1 pseudogene is annotated in these 806 nt (G+C 38.6%); it reads right to left on the reverse strand.

Annotated elements, in window-relative coordinates:
• Positions 1 to 806, reverse strand: a pseudogene (locus H964_RS00350) (glycosyl hydrolase); the annotation flags it as partial.

The raw sequence follows: 806 nt of genomic DNA on the forward strand, positions 1-806 counted from the left end.
CAACGCTGTATGCCCAGCCGTCGCTTGCACTCTCAGCCTCAATCTTAATTTTATAATATGTTTTTGGATTTGGAAGTAATACCTGTGTCACCTTTGGTGCAACCTTCTTTCCAGCAATTAATGCTATATTGTCAATGTAGATGGGTCCTGTATACTTTACATAAGACCCCGCAATTCTCAAAACCAATACACCTGCTTTTTCTTTTACATTGTAAAGATTATCCACGCACTTTATGACCGCATAAGTCTTTCCGTTTATCTCTTTCCATGTTATCTTATCTTTGTAGTTAAGAAGTGTAAAGTCTTTGATTATCTTCCATGGACTATCCACTGCACTTGCTGACATAATTTTTCCGGCAACTTTGTCTGGATTTGGAATATAGATTGTATACTCAAGTGTAGAGTATTTGCCAAGGTCAAAAAGTTTTTCTTCCTTGTCTGTGAGCTTTACAGCAATGTTCATTTCTTCAAACGCTGTACCCTGGAAATTAGCATTGAGCTTGAGGCTGCCTGCATTTGTGGATGTCTTCAAGTCCTGTGAGAATTCCATTGATTTTGTCTTCTTTGCAAATCCATCCCCTGAGTATTTATAAAATCCCATTGTATCTTTTTCAAAGTTGTACACAAAGTTTTTGCCTTCCTGTGGATACACAAGAGTGACCCCTGTGAAAAAGTCCTCCACAATCTCCTCTTCTTCGCTACTTCCATAGTCCTCTTTTGAGAGGTTTGACGCATCTTCTGGTCTTACTCTTATATTGTCAAGATAGATAGGTCCTTTGTAGTTTGAGTTTTGACCTGCAAACTGG

It is taken from the genome of Caldicellulosiruptor sp. F32, from assembly GCF_000404025.1.
In the GTDB taxonomy this organism is placed as follows: Bacteria; Bacillota; Thermoanaerobacteria; order Caldicellulosiruptorales; family Caldicellulosiruptoraceae; genus Caldicellulosiruptor; species Caldicellulosiruptor saccharolyticus.